This is a genomic window from Nitrospirillum bahiense (assembly GCF_007828025.1).
In the GTDB taxonomy this organism is placed as follows: Bacteria; Pseudomonadota; Alphaproteobacteria; order Azospirillales; family Azospirillaceae; genus Nitrospirillum; species Nitrospirillum amazonense.
Window position 1 is genome coordinate 23,413 of sequence record NZ_VITO01000021.1, and the last position, 19,363, is coordinate 42,775.

General features: G+C 70.1%; 13 protein-coding genes. 8 read left to right on the forward strand and 5 right to left on the reverse strand.

The genetic code is table 11. The annotated features are described in order from the left end of the window. Positions 1-38 precede the first annotated feature (38 nt). On the reverse strand, positions 39-1,082 hold the full coding sequence (locus tag FBZ88_RS23890) for an NAD(P)/FAD-dependent oxidoreductase (RefSeq protein WP_145619590.1): 1,044 nt from the start codon (positions 1,080-1,082) through the stop codon (positions 39-41). Positions 1,083-1,345: 263 nt separating this feature from the next. Between FBZ88_RS23890 and tsaE the strand changes: the two genes are divergently transcribed. The 6 genes from tsaE (at position 1,346) to FBZ88_RS23920 (ending at position 11,014) form a co-directional block, all read left to right on the forward strand. Continuing rightward, a complete protein-coding gene (gene tsaE, locus FBZ88_RS23895; RefSeq protein WP_145619591.1) occupies positions 1,346-1,840 on the forward strand; it encodes a tRNA (adenosine(37)-N6)-threonylcarbamoyltransferase complex ATPase subunit type 1 TsaE in 495 nt (164 codons plus the stop codon). Then, entirely contained in the window at positions 1,837-2,865 is a 1,029-nt protein-coding gene (locus tag FBZ88_RS23900) for an aminoglycoside phosphotransferase family protein (protein WP_145619592.1), read from the forward strand. The genes tsaE and FBZ88_RS23900 overlap by 4 nt, the downstream gene beginning before the upstream one ends. Positions 2,866-2,869: 4 nt before the next feature. Next, positions 2,870-3,679 (forward strand): nucleotidyltransferase family protein, encoded by an 810-nt coding sequence (locus FBZ88_RS23905; protein ID WP_145619593.1) that lies wholly within the window; start codon positions 2,870-2,872, stop codon positions 3,677-3,679. A 4-nt stretch (positions 3,680-3,683) separates the two neighbouring features. Further along, positions 3,684-6,716: a double-strand break repair protein AddB gene (gene addB / locus FBZ88_RS23910; RefSeq protein ID WP_145619594.1), complete on the forward strand. Its 3,033-nt coding sequence runs from the start codon at positions 3,684-3,686 to the stop codon at positions 6,714-6,716. Next, the gene (gene addA, locus FBZ88_RS23915) at positions 6,713-10,231 is read left to right on the forward strand and encodes a double-strand break repair helicase AddA (RefSeq protein WP_145619595.1); all 3,519 of its coding nucleotides are present in this window, start codon (positions 6,713-6,715) and stop codon (positions 10,229-10,231) included. The genes addB and addA overlap by 4 nt, the downstream gene beginning before the upstream one ends. An 81-nt stretch (positions 10,232-10,312) precedes the next feature. Continuing rightward, entirely contained in the window at positions 10,313-11,014 is a 702-nt protein-coding gene (locus FBZ88_RS23920) for a glutathione S-transferase (RefSeq protein ID WP_145619596.1), read from the forward strand. A gap of 48 nt (positions 11,015-11,062) precedes the next feature. On the opposite strand, the gene FBZ88_RS23925 is transcribed toward FBZ88_RS23920, so the two are convergent. Both FBZ88_RS23925 and FBZ88_RS23930 read right to left on the reverse strand, forming a co-directional pair. Then, positions 11,063-12,454 carry a hypothetical protein gene (locus FBZ88_RS23925; protein ID WP_145619597.1) on the reverse strand — a complete coding sequence of 464 codons (1,392 nt, stop codon included), beginning with the start codon at positions 12,452-12,454 and terminating at the stop codon, positions 11,063-11,065. Then, a complete protein-coding gene (locus tag FBZ88_RS23930) occupies positions 12,451-13,467 on the reverse strand; it encodes a hypothetical protein (RefSeq protein ID WP_145619598.1) in 1,017 nt (338 codons plus the stop codon). Before FBZ88_RS23930 ends, FBZ88_RS23925 begins: the two co-directional genes overlap by 4 nt. A gap of 755 nt (positions 13,468-14,222) precedes the next feature. Here FBZ88_RS23930 and trxA point away from each other — a divergent pair. After that, positions 14,223-14,549 carry a thioredoxin TrxA gene (gene trxA, locus FBZ88_RS23935; protein WP_088872363.1) on the forward strand — a complete coding sequence of 109 codons (327 nt, stop codon included), beginning with the start codon at positions 14,223-14,225 and terminating at the stop codon, positions 14,547-14,549. A 211-nt stretch (positions 14,550-14,760) separates the two neighbouring features. Then, on the forward strand, positions 14,761-17,088 hold the full coding sequence (locus FBZ88_RS23940) for a TonB-dependent receptor (protein WP_246138829.1): 2,328 nt from the start codon (positions 14,761-14,763) through the stop codon (positions 17,086-17,088). Between the two features lie 10 nt (positions 17,089-17,098). Here the strand turns inward: FBZ88_RS23940 and FBZ88_RS23945 are convergent, their stop codons facing one another. Beyond that, positions 17,099-18,391, reverse strand: a complete 1,293-nt coding sequence (locus FBZ88_RS23945) for a bifunctional folylpolyglutamate synthase/dihydrofolate synthase (RefSeq protein WP_145619599.1) — start codon at positions 18,389-18,391, stop codon at positions 17,099-17,101. 24 nt (positions 18,392-18,415) lie between these two features. Next, positions 18,416-19,333: an acetyl-CoA carboxylase, carboxyltransferase subunit beta gene (gene accD / locus FBZ88_RS23950; protein ID WP_088872364.1), complete on the reverse strand. Its 918-nt coding sequence runs from the start codon at positions 19,331-19,333 to the stop codon at positions 18,416-18,418. Positions 19,334-19,363 lie beyond the last annotated feature (30 nt).

The window sequence follows — 19,363 nt, forward strand, 5'->3', positions numbered from 1 at the left end:
GCCAAGGGGCGCATGCCCCGCCGGCGCCTGAGGCGACGTCAAGCCCCAGGCACGCCCCGGCTGGTGGAATACTCGAAGTGCAGCGCCTCACCCGGGTGGACCAGGGGATGGATGGCGTGCACGGCCATGGCGGCCTCGGCGAAGCCGCACAGGATCAGCTTCACCTTGCCGGGGTATGTCGCGATGTCGCCGATGGCGTAGACGCCCGGCACGTTGGTGGCCATGGTCGCCGGGTTCACCGCCACATGGTGGTGTTCCACGTTCAGGCCCCAGCTGGCGATGGGCCCCAGGTCCATGGCCAGGCCGAAGAAGGCCAGCAGGGCGTCGGCGGGCAAGGTCTTCTCCTCCCCCTCCAGCGTCGCGACCTTCACACCGCTCAGCCGGCCGTTTTCCCCCTCAAGGCCGGCCAGCTGGTAGGGCACGACCATGTCGATGACGCCGTCCTTGGCCAGCTGGTCCAGGCGGGCGGCGCTTTCGGGTGCCGCGCGGAACTTGGCCCGGCGGTGGACGACCATCACCCGCTCCGCCACCTCGGACAGCGAGATGGCCCAATCCACGGCGCTGTCGCCGCCGCCGGCGATGACCACGCGCTTGCCCGCGAAATCCTGGCGGCGGCGCACCAGATAATGCACCGACTTGCCCTCATACTCGCCCAGGCCGTCCAGCGGCGGCTTGTTGGGGCCGAAGGCGCCGCAGCCGGCGGCGACCAGCACGGCGCGGCAGTCGATGGTTGTGCCCTTGTCGGTGCCCACCAGCCAACGGCCATCCTGGCCCGGGGTCAGGGTCGTGACCTGCTGGCCCAGATGGTAGTTGGGCTTGAAGGGGGCAGCCTGTTCAGCCAGCCGGTCGATCAGGGTGGCCGCCTCCACCTGCGGATAGCCCGGAATGTCGTAGATGGGCTTTTCGGGATAGAGGGCGGTGCACTGGCCGCCCACCATGTCCAGCGCGTCGACCACGTGGCAGTCTAGCTTCAGCATGCCGCATTCGAAGATGGCGAACAGGCCCACGGGGCCGGCGCCGATGATGCAGACGTCGGTGCGGTGGACGCCGCCGGGGGCGATGGTCTCAAGCTGGCTGGACATGGGTCTGGTCTACTCCTGACACGGCACTTGGGCGCACGGCACGCGGGGACCGGCGGCGAAGGGCGTGTCCAAAGGGGTCCGCACGGCCGGTCGGCGGTTCGGGTTGCTTTCATCACGCGAATTGATGCGCTAATCAACTGCCCAGTTTGCGGGGCCCAGTTTGCGGGATGCGTCCCGCCTGGATGCTTGCTCCGGTAACGTACGCCGCCGCAGTATCCGCCGGCGGCCCTCCATCCCCCCGGCACCCCACCCTCAGGAGTCCCATGCCCCACGCGCTGACATTGGATCTGGCTGATGAGCAGGCGACGGCCGACCTGGCGGCGCGGCTGGGCCGCCTGTTGCGGCCGAGCGACGTGGTGGCCCTGTCGGGTGACCTGGGGGCCGGCAAGTCCGCCTTCGCCCGCCACCTGATCCGCAGCCTGGGGGATGCCGAGGAAGAGGTGCCCAGCCCCACCTTCACCCTGGTGCAGACCTATGACCTGCCCGGCTTCCCCCTGTGGCATTTCGACCTCTACCGCCTGACGGAACCGGATGAGGTGCTGGAACTGGGATGGGAGGAGGTTATTCATGAGGGCGTGGCGCTGGTGGAATGGCCGGTGCGCCTGGGCGCGCTGCTGCCCGCCAACCGGCTTGACCTGCACCTTGCCATCACCGGGCCCGAGAGCCGGCGCGCCACGCTGACGGGCCACGGCGCCTGGGCCCGCCGCCTGGATACCCCTGATTGGGGCCCCGAGACTGGGAAAGCTTCTGAGCCATGAGACGCGACACCCCGCCCCGTGAGACCGTCATCCGCCGCTTCCTGGACCAGGCCGGCTGGGGTGCCGCCCGGCGCCAGCCCATGGGCGCCGACTGGTCGGCCCGCCGCTATGAGCGCCTGACCCTTAACGGCGCCACCGCCATCCTGATGGATTGCCGGGACGAGGTGGCGGCCAGCCAGGTGCCGCCCTTCGTCCAGATCGCCGGCCTGCTGCGCGACTGCGCCCTGTCGGCCCCCCTCATCCTGGCGGGGGATGAGCCGCAGGGCCTGTTGCTGATCGAGGATTTCGGCGGCGACGACTACGCCCGCCTGCTGGACGGCGGGGAAGAGCCATGGCAGCCGCTGTATGAGGTGGCGACCGACGTGTTGGTCGCCCTGCACCAGCGTTTCGTGCCGGCCTCCGCCCCCGACCTGTCGCGCTATGACGTCGGCCTGTTCCGCGATCAGGTCATGCTGTTCGCCGACGCCTTCGTGCCTGTCGTGCGGGGCAGCGCCCTGCCGGCCGGCGCCTGGGACGAGCTGGCCGAGGCGTGGGAGGGGGTGCTGCCCGCCGCCCTGTCCCTGCCCCCCACCCTGCTGCTGCGCGACTACCACCCCGGCAACCTGATGCGGCTGAAGGACCGGGCCGGCGTGGCGGCCTGCGGCCTGCTGGACTTCCAGGATGGCGGCATCGGCCCCCGCGCCTACGATCTGGTGTCGCTGCTGGAGGACGCGCGGCGCGACGTGCCGGAGGCGTTGCGCCAGGCCATGACCCTGCGCTACCTGGCCGCCTTCCCCGACATCGACCAGGGGACCTTCAGGGCGTCCGCCGCCATCCTGGGCGCCGTGCGCCACGCCCGCATCCTGGGCCGGGTGGCGCAACTGATCCAGGCCACCACCGGCGCGCCGCAGCTGTCCTTCCTGCCCCGGGTGTGGGGCCAATTCACCGGCGCCATCCGCCACCCCGCCTTGTCGCCGATTGCCCACTGGGTGGAACGCCATCTGCCCGCTAACCTTGATGCCGATTCCATCGTCCGGAGTTTCTGACGCGATGTCCGCTTCTGCCGCCACCGCCACCCCCCCTTCTGCCAACCCCGCCCCTGCCGCCTCCGTCCCCCACACCGCCATGGTGCTGGCCGCCGGCTTGGGCCTGCGCATGCGCCCGCTGACCCTGACGCGGCCCAAGCCGTTGGTGGAGGTGGGCGGCGCCCCGCTGTTGGACCACGCCCTGGACCGGCTGGCCGAAAGCGGCGTGGAACGCGCGGTGGTGAACACCCACCACCTGGGCGCCATGATCGAAAGCCATCTGGCGGGCCGGTCCAGCCCCGCCATCACCCTGTCGCCCGAGGCGGACCTGCTGGAGACGGGCGGCGGCGTACGCCACGCCCTGCCCCACCTGGGCGCCGATCCCATCTTCGTCGTCAACGCCGACATCCTGTGGCTGGACGGGCCCATTCCGGCGCTGAAACGGCTGGCCGCCACCTGGGACCCGGCGGTCATGGACGTGCTGCTGCTGATGATGCCCACGGTGGCCGCCGTCGGCTATGACGGCCCCGGCGACTACCACATGGAAGCCGACGGCCGCCTGCGCTATCGCGCCGAGGGGGAACTGGCCCCCTTCGTCTTCGCCGGTGTGCACATCGTGAAGCCGGAGCTGTACCACGCCATCACCGAGAACCGTTTCTCCAACCTCAGGCTCTGGCAACAGGCGGAAGAGGCGGGGCGCCTGTACGGCATGCGCCACGACGGCGTCTGGTTCCATGTCGGCACGCCCGACGCGGTGGAGGAGGTGAACACCCTGCTGGGCCACCCCATCCTGCACGACGCCAAGCTGAGCCAGCCGCGCAAGGCCGAGCCCTGACCCCATGACCTGGCCTGCCGCATCGGGGGAGGAGACCGGCACATCCCTGTTCACCATCGCGCCGGGGCTGCCGTTCGTGGACGCGCTGGCGGCCGGCATCCTGGCGCGGGTGGGCGATGACCCGCTGGCCCTGTCGCGGCTGACCGTCCTGCTGCCCACGGTGCGCGCCGTACGCTCCCTGCGGGAAGCCTTCCTGCGCCTGTCGGGCGGCAAGCCCATCCTGCTGCCCCGCCTGTCGCCCCTGGGCGACGTGGATACGGACGAGGTGGTGTTCACCCAGGGTGGCACCGAGCTGCCCCAGGCCGTGCCCGCCCTGCGCCGGCAGCTGCTGCTGGCCCGCCTGGTCATGCGCGCCCCCGACCTGGCCGCCACCCCCGCCCAGGCCGTGAGCCTGGCGGGCGAATTGGCGCGCCTGCTGGACGAGGTGCAGACCGAGGGCTGCAAATTCGAGGATCTGGCCCGCCTGGTGCCGGACGACTACGCCCAGCACTGGCAGGTGACCCTGCGCTTCCTGGAAATCATCACCCAGCATTGGCCGGCGCTATTGGCGGACGAGGGGGGTGTCGATCCTGCCAAGGAACGCGAACTGCGGCTGAAGGCCCTGGCCGAAACCTGGCGCGCCCAGCCGCCGCCCGGCCCCGTCATCGCCGCCGGCTCCACCGGCAGCATCCCCGCCACCGCCGACCTGCTGGCGGTGGTCGCGGCCTTGCCCCAGGGCGCCGTCGTCCTGCCCGGCCTGGACCTCGATTGCGATGAGGCCACCTGGCAGGATTTGGACGAGGCCCACCCGCAATACGGGCTGAAGCGCCTGCTGGAACGGCTGGAGATCCGCCGGGGCGCGGTGCGGCCCTGGCCCCTGCCCGACCCGCTGCCGGAGGTCATGGCCCACCGCCGCAGCGACCCCGCCCGCGCCCGCCTGGTGGCGGAGGCCTTGCGCCCCGCCGGCACCACGGAGGCCTGGCAGGACCTGTCCGCCAGCGCCCTGGCGGCGGTGGCCGATCAAGCCCTGGCCGGCCTGTCGCGCCTGGATGCCGCCACCCCGCAGGAGGAGGCGGGCGCCATCGCCCTGATGATGCGCGAGGTGCTGGAGACGCCGGGCCGAACGGCGGCCCTGGTGACGCCCGACCGCGACCTGGCCCGGCGCGTGGCCCTGGCGCTGAAACGCTGGGACATCGCCGTCAACGACAGCGCCGGCCTGCCCCTGACCCAGAGTGCGGTGGGCAGCTATCTGCGCCTGCTGGCCGACTGGGCGGCGGAGCCGGCCCCCCTGGCGCTGTTGTCCCTGCTGAAGCATCCCCTGGCGGCGGGCGGGCAGAACCCATCCTTCTTCCGCGCCCAGGTGCGCGACCTGGAACGGGCGGTGCTGCGCGGCCCCCGGCCGGCCGATGGCTTCGAGGGCCTGCGCCTGGCCCTGGCCCAGGCGGAGCCCCGGCGCTTCGACAGCCATGGCGACCCGGACGCCCACCGCGCCCGCCTGTCGGCCTTCATCGACGGGCTGGAGGAAATCCTGCGGCCCCTGCTGGCGGCCATGAGCGGCACGGGCAAGACCCTGGCCGGCTGGCTGGACCTGCATGCCCGCACGGCGGAGGCCCTGGCCGCCAGCGACACGCAATCGGGCGCCGACCGCCTGTGGCGCCTGGATGATGGCGAGGCCGCCGCCGCCTTCGTGGACGAGTTGCAGGACGCCGGCCACGATTTCCCCGAGCTGGGCGGGCCGGACTATGCAGCCGTCATCAGCGCCCTGATGGTGGGCCGCGCGGTGCGCCCCCGCTATGGCCTGCACCCGCGCCTCTACATCCTGGGCCTGCTGGAGGCGCGGCTGCAGCAGTTCGACGTCATGATCCTGGGCGGTCTGAACGAGGGCACCTGGCCGCCGCAGCCCAAGGCCGACCCCTGGCTGTCGCGCCCCATGCGCCAGCGCTTCGGCCTGCCCACGCCGGAACGGCACCTGGGCCAGACGGCGCATGACTTCGCCCAGGCCTGCGGCGCCGCCACCGTGGTGCTGACCCGGTCGGAAAGGGTGGAGGGCACGCCCACCGTGCCGTCGCGCTGGCTGCTGCGGCTGGACACGGTGCTGAAGGCGCTGGGCCGCCCCCGCGCTTTAAGCACCACCATGGGCCGTTGGACCGCCTGGACGGAGGCCATGGACACGCCGGCGGCCGTGCGGCCCTGCCCCCCGCCGGAACCGCGCCCGCCCGTGGCCGCCCGGCCGCGCCGCCTGTCGGTCACCCAGGTCGAGACCTGGATGCGCGACCCCTATGCGCTCTACGCCCGCCACGTCCTGCGCCTGGAGGCGCTGGACCCGCTGGACGCCGATCCCGGGGCGGCCGACCGCGGCACGATGATCCACAAGGCGCTGGACGACTTCATCAAGGCCAACCCCGGCACCCTGCTGCCCGAGGATGCGCGCGAGCAGCTGCTGCGCTTCGGCCGCCTGGCCTTCGCCCCCTACAGCGGCCAGCCCAGCCTGGAAACCTTCTGGTGGCCCAGGTTCGAGCGCATCGCCGACTGGTTCCTGGCGCTGGAGCGGGAGCGGCGGGCCGGCGGCATCCAGCCCCTGGCGACCGAGGCCAAGGGCATCCTCACCCTGGAGACGGCGCACAAGCCGTTCGAGATCATCGCCAAGGCCGACCGCATCGACCGCCACCCCGACGGGTCCATCGCCATCATCGACTACAAGACCGGCACACCGCCGCGCGCGAAGGACGTGGAGCTGGGCTTCGCCCCCCAACTGCCGTTGGAAGCGGCCATCGCCCTGTCCGGCGGTTTCGGCCTGCGGGCACCGGTGGTGGAGCAACTGGCTTTCTGGCGCCTGACGGGGGGTGAGCCCGCCGGCCAGGTGGTGGCCCTGAAACTGGACCCCGCCCGCCTGGCGGCGGAGGCGGTGGAGGGCCTGCGCCAGCTGATCGACCTGTTTGACCAAGAATCCACCCCCTACCGCTCGCAGCCCCGGCCGGGCATGGCGCCGCGCTATTCCGACTATCTGCATCTGGCACGCGTGGCGGAATGGTCAGTGGGCGACGGGGGTGAGGCATGAGCGAGGTCTTGAACCGCCCCATCGACCCCACGGTCAAGCAGCGCCAGGCCTCGGACCCGGACACGTCCGTCTGGGTCGGGGCGTCGGCGGGCACCGGCAAGACCAAGGTGCTGACCGACCGGGTGGTGCGGTTGATGCTGGCCGGCACCGAGCCTGGCCGCATCCTGTGCCTGACCTTCACCAAGGCGGCCGCGGCGGAAATGGCCAACCGCATTGCAGAACGCCTTGCAAGTTGGGCTGTCATGGCGGATGGCGACCTGACGCAGGCCCTGGCCGAGCTGAACGGCCGCCCGCCCACGCGGGATGAGGTGCTGACCGCCCGCCGCCTGTTCGCCCGCGTGCTGGACACGGCCGGGGGTATGAAGATCCAGACCATCCACGCCTTCTGCCAGTCCCTGCTGCGCCGCTTCCCGCTGGAGGCGCGGCTGCCGCCCAATTTCCAGGTCATGGATGACCGCACGGCGGCGGAAGCTCTGGCCGAGGCGCAGGCCCACATGCTGGCATCCGCCCAGGACCGGCCGGACACTCCCCTGGGCCGGGCCCTGAAACGCCTGGCCGGCGCCCTGAACGAAGAAAGCTTCGCGGAGCTGCTGGCCGACCTGGTGGCCCAGCGCGGCCGCATCCGCCGCATCCTGGACGCGCATGGCGGCCTGGAAGGAACGGTGGCCGCCCTGTTCCGCCATCTGGAGGTCGATCCGGGCGAGACGGAGGGAAGCGTGCTGGCCGCCGGTTGCCGGGACGAGGTGCTGGACGTCCCCGGCCTGCGCGCGGCCTGCGCCGCCTTGGCCATGGGCACCGCGACAGATGTGGAGCGCGGCCAGGGCATCCAGCTGTGGCTGGACCAGATCGACCGCCGCCTGACCGACATCGCGGCCTATCGCCAGCTGTTCCTGACGGCGGACGGCACGGTGCGGTCGCGACTGGCCACCAAGGGTGCCCTGGCGGCCAACCCGCGCACGGCCGACATCCTGGCCCAGGAAGGCCAGCGCCTGGTGGCGTTGCAGGAGCGTCTGCGCGCCGTGACGGTCGCCCAATCCACCGCCAGCCTGCTGACGCTGGCCGGCAGCATGCTGGAAGGCTATCAGCGCTGGAAGGACAGCCGGGCGCAACTGGACTTCGACGATTTGATCCTGGCGGCCAGCGCCCTGCTGACCGGCGATGCCCAGGCCTGCGCCTGGGTGCTGTACAAGCTGGACGGCGGCCTGGACCACATCCTGATCGACGAGGCGCAGGACACCAACCCGGAGCAATGGCGGGTGGTGAGCGCCCTGGCAGAGGAGTTCTTCGCCGGCGAGGGCCAGTCGCAGGCCCGGCGCACCCTGTTCGTGGTGGGTGACGAGAAGCAGTCCATCTTCAGCTTCCAGGGCGCCGACCCGGCGGAGTTCGCGCGCATGCGCCGCACCTTCCAGGCGCGGGTGCAGCAGGCGGAACGCCCCTGGGCCATCGTCGACCTGGAAACCAGCTTCCGGTCCGTCGGCGCCGTGCTGCAGGCGGTGGATACGGTGTTCGCGCAGCAGGAGGCCCGGGACGGCGTGTCGGCCCAGGCCATCCGCCACCGCCCCTTCCGCCAGGGCATGGCGGGCACGGTGGAGCTGTGGCCCCTGGTGCGGCCCGGCGACGGGGCGGACACCCCGGCCTGGTCCCCGCCCCTGCACCATGAGCCGGAAGACAGGCCCCAGGCCCGCCTGGCCACGGTCATCGCCGACCACATCGCCCATTGGATCGCCAAGGGCGAGGTGCTGGAGGCGCGCGGCCGGCCCCTGACCGCCGGCGACATCCTGGTGCTGGTCCGCCGCCGCAACGCCTTCGTCCAGCAGCTGGTGCGCGCGCTGAAGGAACGGCGCGTGCCGGTGGCGGGCGTGGACCGCATGGTGCTGACTGAGCAGTTGGCCGTCATGGACCTGATGGCGGTGGGCCAGTTCCTGCTGATGCCGGAAGACGACCTGACCCTGGCCACCGTGCTGAAAAGCCCCTTCATCGGTCTGGATGAGGAGGCGCTGTTCACCCTGGCGCACGGGCGCGGCGGCCGCCTATGGCCGGCCCTGGTGAAGCGGGCGGAAACGGACCCGCGCTTCCAACCCGCCTACGCCTGGCTGCGCCGCCTGCTGGGCGAGGTCGACTACACCGCCCCCTATGAGCTGTTCGCTGGATTGCTGACCCGCCCCTGCCCGGCCGACCCGGTCAGCGGCCGGCGCGCCCTGCTGGGTCGCCTGGGGGCGGAGGCCATCGACCCGGTGGATGAGTTCCTGAGCCTGTGCCTGGGTTTTGACCGCGCCCATCCGCCGTCCCTGCAAACCTTCCTGCACTGGCTGGCCGCCGGAAAGACGGAAGTGAAGCGCGAGCTGGACACGGGCGCCAAGGATCGCGGGCCGGAGGGCGGGCAGGTGCGCATCATGACCGTCCACGGTTCCAAGGGCCTGCAGGCGCCGGTGGTCATTCTGCCCGATACGACGCGCAAGCCGGTGACCAGCCCGCGCATCCTGTGGCCCCACGGAGACGAAGAGGGCGGCGGCGATGGCCACTCCGCCCCTGGTGTACCCCTGTACGCCCCCCGGCGGGAGCAGGAGGACGTGAGGGCCCGGGCCGCCCGCGCCGCCGCCGACCGCCGGCGCGACCAGGAATACCGCCGCCTGCTGTACGTCGCCCTGACCCGGGCGGAGGACCGGCTGCATGTCTGCGGCTATGAGGGTAAGACGGCCACCAGCGACGACACCTGGTTCCGCCTGACGGAACGGGCGCTGGCCGCCGTGGCGCCCAGCCGGGCCTTCGACCTGACCGCCGTGTCGGGCCTGGGATGGGCCGGCGATGGCCGGGTGCTGTCGGAGCCGCAGACCCGCCCGCCGCCCGCCCAACGCGCCGCGCGCGACGGTGCCGAGGCGATCCCCCCCACCCCCGCCTGGCTGCTGGCCCCACCGGCGGCCGAGCCCGCACCGTCGCGTCCGCTGGCCCCCTCCCGCCCGGATGGGGAGGAACCGGCGGTGCGGTCGCCCCTGGGCGATGGCGAGGCGAAAGAGGCCCGCCGCTTCAAGCGCGGCACCTTGATACACAAGCTGCTGCAGCTGTTGCCGGAAATGCCGGTGGCGGCCCGGGCCGGGGCCGCCCGCCGCTGGCTGGACCGCCCGGCCCATGGCCTGGACGAAGCCGCGCGGGAGGAAATCTGGTCGGAAACCCTGCGCGTGCTGAACCATCCGGAGTTCGCCGACCTGTTCGGTCCCGACAGCCGGTCGGAAGTGCCCCTGGTGGGCACGGTGGGCACGCGCCCCCTGGCGGCGCAGATCGACCGGCTGGTGGTGACGGCGACCGAGGTCAAGATCGTCGACTTCAAGACCAACCGTCCCCCGCCCCGCACGGCGGAGGATATTCCCGGCCTGTACGTCTCGCAGATGGCCGCCTACCGGGACGCTTTGAGGCGTATCTATCCGGACCTGGCCATCCGCTGCCTGCTGCTGTGGACCGACGGTCCCTTCATCACCGAGGTCGATCCGGCCCGCATGGATGCCGTCATTTTGAGCTGAACCTTATCGCGCGCCGGGAGTTACCCAAGAGGGGGGATAAGTGGGTCATTGGCCCGCCAGCCTACCGGAGGAGCCCTGACGATGTCCGACTACACCCTGTACTACTGGCCCGTCCCCTTTCGGGGGGAATTCATCCGCGCCATCCTGGCCCATGCGGGCAAGGCCTGGGACGAACCCGAGGTAAGCACCCTGGTGGCGGTGATGGAGGATGCCCCAGGCGACCAGCCGGCACCCTTCATGGGTCCGCCCGTGCTGGTGGACCGGGCGGCGGATTTCACCGTGTCGCAGATGCCGGCCATCGCCCTTTACCTGGGCGATACCTTGAGCCTGCTGCCGCCCTCGCCACAGGGCCGGGCCATGACCCTGAAGATCGTGGCCGACGCCAACGACGTGATCGATGAGATCACCCTGCACGGCGGGCGGGAGATGTGGACACCCCCGACGTGGGAGGATTTCGTCCCGCGGCTGCGGCGCTGGATGTCGATCTTCGAGGCGACCGGCCGGCGCCACGGCTTGCAACGCGACCATGGCCTGATGCTGGGTGGGGACGCCATTGGCGTGGCCGACATCGTCACCGCCACCCTATGGTCCACCCTGCGCCGCGTCCTCCCCCGCATCGGCGCGATCCTGGACGAGACGGCCCCAGGGATAGCGGCCCTGAGCCGCGGGGTCTGGCAGACGCCGGCCCTGGCCGCTTGGGACAAGGAGTCGGTCAGGCGCTACGGCGACAGCTATTGCGGCGGCCAGATCGAGAAATCGCTGAAGAGGGCGGTCAACGGCTGAGGCGGCCGGCGGGCCCCAGTCAGATCAACTGGCGTCAGACCAACTGCGTCAGGTCAGGCGGCGGTTCCACTCGCGGTACATCCGCTCCGCCTCGTCCGAACCGGCCAGGATCTCGACCAGGCGCAGGTTGTTGAACATCTGCCGTCGGACCTCGGGATCGCCCCGGGCGCCAGGCGCGGCCATCATGCGCTCGGTCTGGCGGTCGATCTCCCGCCGGATTTCCGTGATCTTGGCGGTGATCTCGCGCTGGATGCCCAGGTGCCCCGCCAGCTTGGCGGAGCGCTTGAGCGCCAGAACCGTGGCCTCCGCCTTCTTCATCTCGTCGGGCGGGGTGGAGACGCCGCCGGCGGAATACATCAGGCCGGCCAGGGTCTTTTCCACGTCGCCCAGCACGGTGGTCAGCACGAATTCGCCGATCTCACTGCGGGCGGCGGCCACGCGGTCGACGATCTTCTTGTCGCGCAGGATGGCGACACTGTCGTTGACCGAGGTGAGCCCATCGGTCAGCCGCTCCGCCACCGCGGCAAGGGAACCCAATTGCTGCACCGGATCCTTGGGAAGTGGGGCGGCTCCTGGTGTGGCGCCCGGCGTCGGTTCCGGCGCTTTGGCCATGGTACCGGTCTGGCGCAGCAGGTTGCCCACGACCACGCCCGACAGGTCGCGCGTCAGGGCGTCACGCTGCGCCTGGCTGTTGCCGGTCACGCGCATGTCGGTCAGCATCTTCAGGACCACGCCGGGGCGCAGCATGCGGGCGGTCAGCACCAGCAGCACGGGCGCCGCGGCCTGCGGGCTTTCCGCCCCGCCCAACTGCGCCATGACGCCCTTGATGGCCTCGACATGGCTTTCCGCCAGGTCGCCGATAGGGCGTTCCGGTAGGCGCTGCTTCAAATCCTCGATGATTCCGCCCAGCAGCAGGACGTCGCGCAACGTCTGGATCTGCCGCAGCACATCGTCGTCACGGCCGAAATTATCGACCATGAAGCGCAGGTTATTTTCGGCCTCGTCGGCGATGGCCGCCAGCGCCTGGGCGCCCGCTTCCCAGAGGGGGGCCGCCACGCGGGCCATCACACGCGGATCACGCGGATCGGCCTTCAGGATGCCCTGGGCGACGCCATCCACCATGCCGCCGTCCAGCCGCGCCCGCACCAGCTTCCACGCGGTGGGCAAGGTGCCGCGCGACACCCGCTGCAGCCTGCGTGTATAGACGCCGGGATCGTCGAACAGATCCTCCGCCGGGCGGAAGAACAGGCGCGAGACGGTGGGCCGCCGGGGCGGGCGCAGCTGGGTCAGGCGCGGGCGCATCGCGTCGAATGCGCCGGCGATGCCGGGCTTGTCCCCCAGCTGTTCCAGCAGGGCGTAGATTTGCAGGAACTTGGCGTCGCTGAGCCGGGTGGCGTCACGCGCCAGGGTCTGCCACTGGGCGATGGCCGCATCGGTCATGACAGCGTCGCCTTCAAGGCTTCGATCCGCATCACCGCCGTCATGTCGAGGGCACCGGTACGCCAGTCCTCCCCCATGCGCAGCCAGCGCGTCTGTATCTTGCCCAACACCTCAAGATCGTAAGCCGACGGCTCCTTGCCGCCCTCGCCCACCGGGATCAGGGGGGCCAGGCGGAACAGCTCACCCATGGTGGACTGCTGCGTCTCCAGCGGGCTGTCGGACACGCTGTCCCACAGGCGGATGAGGAAGGGCCAGCCGTCCATGAGCCAGCCAAGCCGCGTCACATCCTCCGCCACCGCGGCGCGCAGGGCACGGAAATCACCGGCGATGGCGCCCAGGTCGCGGCAGCGGGCGTCCAGCCGCGCCAGCCGGTCGCGCGACATGTCCAGCGCCGCCTTGGCCGTCTCGGCCACGAAATCGGCCAGCTGCGACACTTCGGAGAAGTCGGTGGCGCCCCAGCGCTGCAAGCTGGCGCGGGTGCGCTCCAGTTCACCCACCGCCATGCGCAGGCGGCCCAGCTGCTGGCACTGCGGCAGGCCCACGGGGGCGATCAGCGTGGCCAGGGTCTCCACCCGCGATACCATCTCCTCCACGGGCAGGTTGGCCCGCTGGCCCAGCTGCCCCAGGGCGGCGCGCATCAGGCGCCGGCTTTCGGAACCGGTCATGCCGGTGGCCAGCAGCTCGCCCGGGTCCATGCGCGCCAGCTTCAGCAACTCGATGACCAGGGTGAACTGAGTCAGCGCCTGATAGCCCACATCCAGCGCCAGGGTCTTTTCCGCCGCCAGCGAGGCGTCGCCGCCGGCCACACCCGTCGCCTGCACGGCCAATACCGCCTGGCGCACGGTGTCGGGCGAATACTGCTTCAGTTCCAGCAGGGCGTCGTACAGCAGCCTGTCATGCAGGGTGACGGTCATGACCGCGGGCAGGGAGCGCCAAGGCATGATGTACATGCCCTTGCCGCCGTTGAAGCTGGGCAGCAGGAATTCCGGTTCGCCCTGGCGGGTGGGCCGCATGCGGGCCTGACTCAGCATCGGGGTGGTGAAGGGAATGGAAATTCCCCGCTCACCAAACGTACCCGGCGAAATATCCAGACTTTTCGCTTGGCTCATCCCAGAAACCGCCGCCCCCCGCTGTCCCCCGGGCCCTGCCCGCCCCCCATTTGGGGAGGCGAGCCCAGCCTCTCCTATCCAAAGGAAATATGCCAGACAAATGATTAATTGTGACGGGACGTGATGGAACCCGATTCCACCCAGCCTGGTCACGGACTGACCCCTGGACAATTCTTTAAGCAAATCCCGGGCCAGCGCCACGTCCCCCATAACCAACGTGCGCCCGAGATTTTACCGCATGCCGCCAAGGAAAGAAGCTTACAGACGTCGCGTTAAAATATTTCAACCGACTCGAAAAAGGGGAGCGGACAGGGGTGGCATGGCAAACCCCGCCATGGCCAAACGTCCCCGTCTTCAAGGATGGCCCGCCGCCGTTGGGGGCCCGTCGCGGGCGGGCCCGACGCCATGACCATGCGGCCGCACCGTCTTCGACTGGGCATTTTCTGCGTTTTGGGCCCGAGGGGGAAGGTATTGCCGCTTTTCAAGGGGGGCCCGCCACCGCCCTGCCCCCCATCCGGGCCCGCCTTGACCATACCCGCCCAGGGCACCTACATTTATCGGTGAAACTGGGCGCGGAATCCCCGCGCACCTACCCGCACTAGGTAGGGCCACCATAGGAACCCCCAAGCCCTGGGGCCCTAGCAGCCAAGGATAGCGTTATGAGCGAGAATACGGTGAAGGTGACGGACAGCAGCTTCGAGACCGACGTGCTGAAGGCCGGCGGCCCGGTGCTGGTCGATTTCTGGGCCACTTGGTGCGGCCCCTGCAAGATGATCGCCCCGTCCCTGGAGTCCATCGCCGAAGAGCTGAACGGCCAGCTGACCGTGGCCAAGCTGGACATCGACGACAACCCCAACGTCCCGGGCAAGTACGGCGTGCGCGGCGTGCCGACCCTGATGCTGTTCAAGGACGGCGAAGTGGTCGCCACCAAGGTTGGCGCCCTGCCCAAGCAGGCCCTGACCGACTGGGTCAAGTCCAACCTGTGATCTGAACCGGCCCACCGGGCCGGAAGCTGCCGGGTAGAGAAAGGCGGGCGTCCCCAGGGCGCCCGCCTTCTTCTTTGCGCATCACGCGAGGCAACATCCTGGGGCCGCCTTCCCGGGAGGCGCGTCACCCCCTGCCTAAAAATCTTGTTAATAATGATATTGATTCTTAGTTTCATAGCATTTACGGTCCCGACAAAAGACGGGGACGAAAATGCGAACGAAAACAACCTACTCCTTCCTGCTGCTGGCCATGACCGCGTTGTCCTGGCCGCCTTCAGGGGCCGCGCTGGCCGCTGAGGCCGCGCCTGCCGCCGCCCCGGGGGATGCCCCCGCGGAGGGCGAGGCGCTGGACGACATCATCATCACGGGTGAAAAGGCCAACCGCACGCTGAAGGAGACGACGACCAGCGTGGCCGTCACCACGCCGGCGCGCATCGCCCAGGAAAACATCCAGACCATCCAGGACATCTACGACCGCACGGCCAACGTCGCGCAGACCTACGGCGCCGCCGGCTTCACCATCCGCGGCATCGGCAACACCGGCGTATCCAACGCCGGCAACGCCGACGCCGCCACCGTCTATATCGACGGGGCGCCTATTCCCGGCGCCGCCCTATTCGGCGGGCCGACGGACATGTGGGACGTGGCGCAGGTGGAAATCCTGCGCGGGCCCCAATCCACCATCCAGGGGCTGAACGCCATGGCCGGCGCCGTGGTCATCACCACCCGCGACCCCGCCGCCGACCATTGGGCCGGCGACGCCCGTGTGCAATGGACCGACCAGCAGGAACGCACCTTCTCCGCCGCCGCCGGCGGGCCGCTGGTGGCGGATGAACTGGGCCTGCGGGTGGCGGCGGAGCGGCGCATCAACGACGGCATCATTGAGAACAAGGTGCTGGGCGACCATGACGACGCCCTGCGGTCCCTGGCCCTGCGCGGCAAGCTGAAATGGACGCCCAAGGCCCTGCCCGACCTGACGGCGGTGCTGAGCTATGACCGCACGCGGCGCGATGGCGGCTATCTCTACCAATATGTCCGCACCGACGTGCCGGACTATTACGACCACCGCACCTCATTCTCCAACCGGCCCAACATCGGCAAGGTGGATACCGACATCGCCACCCTGAACCTGTCCTATAAGCTGAGCGACACGCTGACCATCACCAACGTCGCCTCCTGGAACCGGCTGCGCCAGGACGCCAGCCAGGACAGCGACGGCACGCCGGCGGACATCGAGGTGGTCGACAACAAGACCAAGGCTACCACCTACACCGAGGAACTGCGCCTGAACTATGCGGGCGACCGGTTCAGCGGCCTGCTGGGCGGGTGGTATTATAACCGCGATTTGGCCGTCGACGCCGATAGCCACGTCACCGTCACCACGCCACTGACGACCATCACCAACCTGCTGCGGGGCGCCGGCTTCCCCGCCGCCACCGCCAGCGCCATCAGCGCCGCCTATGGCCAGGTCCTGCCCGTGATCCCGGTGTCCTACCAAGCCCACCAGCCGCAACAGGTGGAGACGGCGGCCCTGTTCGGCGACGGGCGCTACCGCCTGACCGACCGGCTGTCGCTGCTGGCCGGCTTCCGTTACGACCATGAGCAGAACCGGTATGGCGCCGGCACCGCCACGCAGTTCACCGGCACCTATCCCGACCCCGCCGCCTTCGGCGCCGCGGGCACGCCGTTGAACCTGGCCGTGCAGGCCATCAACCGGGGGGTGGCCGGCATTGTCGCCCAGGCGGCCTCGGCCACCGCGTCCAACCAGCGCACCTTCGACGCCTTCCTGCCCAAGGCGGGCGTTTCCATGGATTGGACGCCGGACCTGGTGACGGCCTTCACGGTGCAGCGTGGCTATCGCTCCGGCGGATCCAGCCAGAACGCCGCCCACGCGGCTTTGGTGCCCTATGATCCGGAATACAGCTGGAACTATGAGGGCTCCGTCCGCTCCACCTGGCTGGACGGGTCGCTAGCCGTGAACGCCAACGCCTTCTACACGGACTGGAGCGACCAGCAGGTCACCGCGCGATTCAGCGACAACGTCTACGACTACAACACCGTCAACGCCGGCAAATCCCACCTCTACGGCGTTGAGCTGGAAACCACGCACAAGATCAGCCCGGTGGTGGACTGGTACGCCTCCGTCGGCTATCTGCGCACCAAGTTCGATGAGCTGCACATACCCAATGGCGGCAGCGCCACCGTGGATCTGACGGGATCTGAATTCCCCTATGCCCCGCATTGGACGCTGGCGGGCGGCGTGAACCTGCATTTCGGCGGCGGCTTCGTCGCCAACCTCAACGCCAACTGGCGCGATGCTGTCTTCACCGCCGTGGGCGCGACGCAGGGCCAGTACCGCGTGGGCGCCCGCACCATCGCCAACACCCGCGTGGGCTACGACGCGGGGCTTTGGGGGGCCTACCTGTTCGTGAACAATCTCACGGACGAGCATTACGCCCAGTACGTCCTGACGTCCCAGAACCGCGCCATCCTGGGTGCGCCGCGCACCATCGGCGGCACGCTGGAGGTGCATTGGTGACGGCGGCGCGTCAGCCGTTGTCGGCCAGGATGGAACCCGCGAGGTAGAGCGACCCGCAGATCAGGGTGCGGGGGGCGGCACCCTGCCTGGCCAGCCAGGCGATGGCGTCCGCCGGGCTGGCGGCCTCGGTCACATGGGGGATGCCGACCGCGCGGGCCGCCTCGGCGATATCTGCGGCGGGGCGGGTCGCCTCCTCGCCCGGAATGGATATCGCCACCAGGCGGCGAACGTAGGGGGCGATGGGCCGCAGGAAGTCCGCCGGCACCTTGCTGGTGATCATGCCCACCACCAGGTCCAGCACCTCACCGGTGCCGGTCCAGCGCTCAGCCTGCACACCCAGAACCTCGCCCGCCGAGTCGTTGTGCCCGCCGTCCAGCCACAGCTGGGTGCCAGGCAACAGCTGGGCCAGGGGCCCGCGCGTCAGGCGCTGCAGGCGGCCGGGCCATTCCACCGTGGCCAGGCCCGTGACGATGTCGGCGTCCTGCACCGTCAGGGGCAGGTGCTGCAAGGCGGCGATGGCGGTGCCGGCGTTGCCGATCTGGTGGGCGCCCAGCAAGCCCGGCATGGGCAGGTCCAGCGTGCGGCCAAAGCCTTCGAAGCGGAAACCGACGGCGGTGGCCAGGGCCGACCAGTCCGCACCGGCGACCGCCAGCGGCGCGCCCAGCGCGGCGGCGCGGTCACGGAAGACGGACAGAGGCACGTCCGGCGCCTGGGGGCCTACCACGGCGGGACAGCCGGGCTTGAAGATGCCGGCCTTCTCGCCCGCGATGGCCGCCAGCGTGTCGCCCAGGAACTGGGTGTGGTCGAAGGAGATGCGGGTGACGACGGTGGCCGCCGGCCGGTCCACCACGTTGGTGGCGTCCAGCCGCCCGCCCAGCCCCGTCTCCAGCAGCAGCACGTCGGCCGGCACCTCGGAATAGGCGAGAAAGGCGGCGCAGGTGATGATCTCGAAGATGGTGATGGGGTCGCCCTGGTTGGCGGCCTCGCACCGTTCCAGCAGGGTGACCAGGGCGGCGTCATCCACCAGGCGGCCGGCCAGGCGCACCCGCTCGTTGAAGCGGACCAGATGGGGGCTGGTGTAGACATGCACCCGGTGGCCCGCCGCCTCCAGCATGGCGCGGAGGAAGGCGATGGTGCTGCCTTTGCCGTTGGTGCCAGCGACGTGGACGACGGGGGGCAAATGATCCTGCGGCCGGCCCAGCCGGTCCAGCAGGCGCTTAACCCGGTCCAGCGACAGGTCGATGACCTTGGGATGCAGCTGGCCCAGCCGGGCCAGCACCTGGTCCAGATCCGACACGACCATCCCCCCTCCGTTCAAACTCCAGCCTTAGCGGCTGGTCACAGGCACCGGGCGCGGGCGCGACGGCTCGGTGGGGATGCGCACCACGTCGGCGCCGGGGCCGGGGCTGCGCAGCAGGTCGATCAGGCGGGACAGCATGCCCTTCATCTCGCGCCGGTGCACCACCATGTCCACCATGCCGTGTTCCAGCAGGTATTCCGACCGCTGGAAGCCTTCCGGCAGGGTCTCGCGGATGGTGCTTTCGATGACGCGGGCGCCGGCGAAACCGATCTGCGCGCCGGGCTCGGCGATATGGATGTCGCCCAGCATGGCGAAGCTGGCCGTGACGCCGCCGGTGGTCGGGTCGGTCAGGATGACCAGATAGGGCAGCCCCGCCTCCTTCACCATCTCGGCCGCGATGATGGTGCGCGGCATCTGCATCAGCGACAGGATGCCTTCCTGCATGCGGGCGCCACCGGAAGCCGGGACCACGATCAGCGGCGCCTGCTGCAGCACGGCCAGCTTGGCCGCGGCCAGCAGGCCCTCGCCCACCGCCATGCCCATGGAGCCACCCATGAAGGTGAAGTCGAAGGCGGCGACCACGGCCGGGCGGCCGTCGATGCGGCCGTGGGCCACGACGATGGCGTCGGGGCGGCCGGTCTTGGACTGCGCGTCCTTCAGGCGGTCGGTGTAGCGCTTCTGGTCACGGAACTTCAGCGGATCCACCACCGGCTTGGGCAGCTCGATGGTCTGGAAGCCGGCGTCCAGCGTCATCTTCAGGCGCTGCATGGGGTCCAGGCGCATGTGGAAACCGCAGTGCTGGCAGACGTGCAGGTTCTCTTCCAGGTCGCGGTGGAAGATCATCGCGCCACAGGACGGGCACTTGTGCCAGAGGTTGTCCGGCACCTCTTTCTTGGACACCAGGGCCTGAAGCTTGGGGCGGACGAAATTAGTGAGCCAGTTCATGTGCTTAACCTTAAAGACATTCGCCTGGCC

Coding starts and splice junctions, on each gene's coding strand:
- FBZ88_RS23890 (WP_145619590.1), bottom strand. CDS start 1,082: ATGTCCAGCCAGCTTGAGACCATCGCCCCCGGCGGCGTCCACCGCACC.
- tsaE (WP_145619591.1), top strand. CDS start 1,346: ATGCCCCACGCGCTGACATTGGATCTGGCTGATGAGCAGGCGACGGCC.
- FBZ88_RS23900 (WP_145619592.1), top strand. CDS start 1,837: ATGAGACGCGACACCCCGCCCCGTGAGACCGTCATCCGCCGCTTCCTG.
- FBZ88_RS23905 (WP_145619593.1), top strand. CDS start 2,870: ATGTCCGCTTCTGCCGCCACCGCCACCCCCCCTTCTGCCAACCCCGCC.
- addB (WP_145619594.1), top strand. CDS start 3,684: ATGACCTGGCCTGCCGCATCGGGGGAGGAGACCGGCACATCCCTGTTC.
- addA (WP_145619595.1), top strand. CDS start 6,713: ATGAGCGAGGTCTTGAACCGCCCCATCGACCCCACGGTCAAGCAGCGC.
- FBZ88_RS23920 (WP_145619596.1), top strand. CDS start 10,313: ATGTCCGACTACACCCTGTACTACTGGCCCGTCCCCTTTCGGGGGGAA.
- FBZ88_RS23925 (WP_145619597.1), bottom strand. CDS start 12,454: ATGACCGATGCGGCCATCGCCCAGTGGCAGACCCTGGCGCGTGACGCC.
- FBZ88_RS23930 (WP_145619598.1), bottom strand. CDS start 13,467: ATGCGGCCCACCCGCCAGGGCGAACCGGAATTCCTGCTGCCCAGCTTC.
- trxA (WP_088872363.1), top strand. CDS start 14,223: ATGAGCGAGAATACGGTGAAGGTGACGGACAGCAGCTTCGAGACCGAC.
- FBZ88_RS23940 (WP_246138829.1), top strand. CDS start 14,761: ATGCGAACGAAAACAACCTACTCCTTCCTGCTGCTGGCCATGACCGCG.
- FBZ88_RS23945 (WP_145619599.1), bottom strand. CDS start 18,391: ATGGTCGTGTCGGATCTGGACCAGGTGCTGGCCCGGCTGGGCCAGCTG.
- accD (WP_088872364.1), bottom strand. CDS start 19,333: ATGAACTGGCTCACTAATTTCGTCCGCCCCAAGCTTCAGGCCCTGGTG.